Source organism: Frankia sp. CeCAU1 (assembly GCF_977971845.1).
In genome coordinates this window covers 1-3,962 of record NZ_CDWWXA010000233.1, presented here as the reverse complement: position 1 = coordinate 3,962, position 3,962 = coordinate 1, and the positions used below count along the sequence as shown (strand labels likewise).

Annotated in this window: 3 protein-coding genes and 1 pseudogene; 2 read left to right on the top strand and 2 right to left on the bottom strand. The window is 73.2% G+C overall.

Annotated elements, in window-relative coordinates; translation table 11 throughout:
* Nucleotides 1-1,086: 1,086 nt before the first annotated feature.
* Together AC08OO_RS22745 and sigE are read right to left on the bottom strand one after the other, a co-directional pair.
* A complete protein-coding gene (locus AC08OO_RS22745) occupies nt 1,087-1,902 on the bottom strand; it encodes an anti-sigma factor family protein (protein WP_476619057.1) in 816 nt (271 codons plus the stop codon).
* Nucleotides 1,899-2,708 (bottom strand): RNA polymerase sigma factor SigE, encoded by an 810-nt coding sequence (sigE, locus tag AC08OO_RS22740; RefSeq protein ID WP_476611705.1) that lies wholly within the window; start codon nt 2,706-2,708, stop codon nt 1,899-1,901. The genes AC08OO_RS22745 and sigE overlap by 4 nt, the downstream gene beginning before the upstream one ends.
* 165 nt (nt 2,709-2,873) lie before the next feature.
* On the opposite strand from sigE, the gene AC08OO_RS22735 reads away from it, so the two are divergent.
* Together AC08OO_RS22735 and AC08OO_RS22730 are read left to right on the top strand one after the other, a co-directional pair.
* On the top strand, nt 2,874-3,527 hold the full coding sequence (locus AC08OO_RS22735; protein ID WP_476611706.1) for an O-methyltransferase: 654 nt from the start codon (nt 2,874-2,876) through the stop codon (nt 3,525-3,527).
* Between the two features lie 152 nt (nt 3,528-3,679).
* A pseudogene (locus AC08OO_RS22730) lies at nt 3,680-3,962 on the top strand (hypothetical protein); the annotation flags it as partial.

The window sequence follows — 3,962 nt, the reverse complement described above, 5'->3', positions numbered from 1 at the left end:
CCCCGGATTCCGGCGTCGCACCCTCACGGGCTGTGGGCCGCGGCTGCGGCCCCGCACCCGATGGCCCCGCACCCGATGGAGCCCCCGGGCCCGGCTCAGGAGCGCGTGCCGCCGGGCTACCCGTGCCCGGCGTCCCGGCGGCCGTGGGTCGCCGCTCGGGCCGGGTCTCCTCCGCCGGCCCGGTCATCGCGGTGGTGGATGCCGTACGAGGCGATTGCGGACGGCGTGTCCTGGCCGCCGGTTCCGACCCGGACGGCTGCACGGGTCCCGACGGCTGCACGGGTCCCGACGGCTGCACGGGGACGACCACCCCGGGCTGTACCCGCGGCCCGGCACCGCCGGCCGTGGTGGGCCGGGGCGCGGCGGGAAGGCGGAGCCGACTGACGGGTATCGTCCCGCCGGTCGAGGGGACGGTCGTCTCGTCGCGCGCCGCCGCGACCCGGCCACCGGCCTGATCGGTCCGCGGCTTGCCGTCGGTGGCGGAAGGCGCCGCGCCGGCGGCTCGCGGGACGCCAGGGCGGGAAGGATCGGCGCGGTGGCCCGGGCCGGCGGGAACCGACCGCATCGTGGATGACCGCTCGAGACGTCGGGGCCGTACGGGCGGGTCGACCGGTTCCACGCTCGCGACAGGCACCTCGTTGTCGCTGACGTCCACACGTCCTCCCCGACTCGCTCGTCGCATGGCACGGCGGAACGCCGGCGACCGGTTCCGTCCTGGAAAGCACGCGCGACGCGTCCGAGCGGGTAACACGGTAAAGCCTCACATCAGGCCAGACGAGACCTCTCCTCCAGAACACCCAGAAAATGTCTTTCAGGTACCGGAAAGATGCGTCCCGCCGGTTTCCGGCGGCGACCGGGGCGGACAGCCGGACAAAGGCGACCAGCCAGGGCTTGGCGCCGGGAGACGGAGCAGGCGACACCCTGAAACTCACGGCCCCGACCGCCTCCCGGCACCCGGGACGGCCTACCCCGTCCGAATACCCCCGTCCGAATACCCCCGTTCAAACACCCCCGACCGGGTCGATGGGGAACGTGTTCGCCCGGGTCGGCCCGAATTTGCTCAAGTCGGCCCGAACGGGCGGACGATCAACGGCGCAAGGACACCCGGACCGGGGCGAACATCGGGGTGAGCCGGCTCGGGACGCCGTTCGCAACGCCCGGGGCGACGACCGAGGACACCGTCGGCACCGCGACGGACCCCGGCGTCTGGGTACTCTCCTGGCCGTCGGCGATGGCGGCACCAGCGACGGCGAGCAGCATCAGCGCGGCGGATCCGAGGAGGGTTCGGCGCATGCTGGTCCGGGGGGTGGGACGACGGTGCGGGGCCGGCAGCCGCCGGCGTGGGGCGGGCGAGGCCGGCCGCCGCAGGTGCTGACGCGCGGGCCCCGACGCGGGACGGCCCGCCTGACCCGGACCGCGCGCCGCCCCGCCGGTGGCTGCCGGCGCCGGTCGAGCGGCGAGCCTGGGCGAGGCGGGACGAGTGCCGGCGCCCGGGCGAGGATCGAAGGGGGGCTGTCGGAGCTCGACGGAACGCGGCAGCAGGGCCGGTACTGTCACCGTGAACGCCCCGGGAGGCCTGACCGGGTCGAGACGGGTAGGCCCCCGCCTGTCCGGCGCAGGACGGAACTGGGAGCGCTGGGACCGCGGGAAGCGCTGGGACGAACCCGGCGGGGGCGCGGGCAGCGCGGTCGGACCGCCCAGGCTCAGCAGCCGGACCGCGAGGCCGCCAGGAAGATCCGGACCATCGAGAGCAACCAGCCGTGCCTTGACCATCCGCAGGGCCGCCACCTCCCGCTGGCACTCCCCGCAGCGGGCAAGATGCGCGAGCGCGCGGTCGCGAGCGTCATGATCAAGCTGATGGTCGATGAGAGGCGAGATCCGATCGCCGAGATGCTCGGTCACGCCCGCCGCTCCCGCGGAGCACCACCCTTGCTCCCGGCGGCGACGGGCCCATGCCGTCCCCTGCTTCTGGGCCGCCCATCGTCGCCTCGGTCCCGACGCGGTCTGGTCGTGTCCGGCGGCGCCACGTCCGCCTCGGCGAGCTCCGCCGCCACCGGCCCGACGGCGGGCTCCGCGGCGAGAAGGGCGTCGTCCGAGACCGTCACGGCGGCGGACAACGCGGCGCCGTCACCAGTACGTGGCGCGCGATCAGCCAGCGCCGCGCGCAACATCGCCCGACCGCGCGAGATCCGGCTACGCACTGTGCCCAGTTTCACGCCCAACGTCTGAGCGATCTCTTCGTAGGAGAGCTGCTCGATGTCGCACAGCACGACGGCGGCCCGGAAGTCGGGCGGCAGAGCGGCGAGCGCGGCCTCGACGTCCGCGTCGAGATGAGCCTCGGCGTAGACCGCCTCCGGGCTCGCCTCGCGGCCAGCCAGCCGCTCGGTGTCCTCGGGCAGCGCATCGAACCGGATCTTCTGCTGGCGACGCATGCGGTCGAGGAAGAGATTGGTGGTGATCCGGTGCAGCCATCCCTCGAAGGTGCCGGGGGTGTAGTCCGCCAACGACCGGAACACCCGGACGAACACGTCCTGTGTCAGGTCCTCGGCGTCGTGGGCATTACCGGTGAGGCGGTAGGCGAGGCGATAGACCCGGTTGCCGTGCTCACGGACCACGTCTTCCCAGGAAGGAGGAACCCAACCCGAAGCTTCTGCGGTGGCGGCGACGCCGACGGCGTCCGAGCCCGCCCCGGGGTCCTGAGCAGCCACGGCCGCCTCTCGGTCGGTTCGCGTCAAACGTACCCGACGAGCCGGCCAGGGAGCGGCGAATCCCGCTGCGGACACCGATGTTTCTCCCCTCGATCCTCGACACGATGCGCGTTGACCAGATGAACGCGCGTCCTCGGTCTCCCGTTCCCGTAGGCTGAGGAAGTCATGCCGGACACTGACATCGGCGAACTCGAGTCCGCCGCCGCCTACGCCGAGGGCTTCCTGCTGGAAGACCCGATCCTTCGCGCTGCCCGCGCCCGAGCCGAGGAGGTCGGGATCGTCCCGGTCAGCCCGGGTACCGGCGCGGTCCTACGCTTCCTTGCCGCTGCCGTGGGCGCCCGCGCGGTGGTCGAGATCGGCACAGGTACCGGGGTCTCCGGTACCTGGCTGTTGCGCGGGATGCGGCCTGACGGAACCCTGACCACCATCGACGTCGAGGCCGAGCACCTTCGGCTGGCCCGGCGCACCTACGCCGACGCGGGGATGACCCCCGGGCGCAGCCGGCTGATCACCGGCCGCGCCCTCGACGTTCTCCCCCGGCTGACCGACGGCGCCTATGACCTCGTGTTCTGTGACGCGGACCGGCGTGAGGGCACCGAATACCTCGCCCAGGCCCTGCGGCTGCTGCGGCCGGGCGGCGTGGTGGCGTTCGCCAGCGTGCCGGCCTTGGCCCGGGGCCAGGCCACCGGCCCCGAGGCGGTGGCGGTCCGCGAACTCGCCACAGCTGTGCGTGACGACGTGCGGCTTACCCAGATGCTCCTCACCACCGGCGGCGGCCTCCTGGTCGCCGTGGTCGCCAAGTCCTCCCCGGTCGGCTGACCGGCACCCCGGGCGGGTGACCGGCACCCCGGGCGAGCTGGCCGGTCCGCGGTAACACGATCGGGGCCGGCCGATCGTGCCGGTACCCGGTGGCTCCTCAGTGGGCGCGTAAGGTGCGCTTAAGCGTGACATTCCTACGCCTTGGGGAGTAAATGGCACCGGCCGCGCAGGAGTACCGGCGCTATGACGTCGTCGACGACGACGACGACTACGGCGACTTCAACGCCTATGACAGTCGCGCCAGGGACGCCTACGACAGCCGGGCCAGGGACGCCTACGACAGCCGCGCCGAGCCACCGCCCGCCCCACGTGAGAGCCTGCTGCCCTACATCACGTTCGTCCTCGTCGTGGCGGTCCTAGCCGGGATCGCCGGTTACACGCTGAACCGTCTGGTGGGACCGGCGCACGGCGCGCGCTCCGCCCACCCGTCCGCAC

What these genes read in the sequence shown, in the direction of transcription:
- AC08OO_RS22735 (WP_476611706.1), top strand. Translation starts at nt 2,874, where the DNA reads ATGCCGGACACTGACATCGGCGAACTCGAGTCCGCCGCCGCCTACGCC.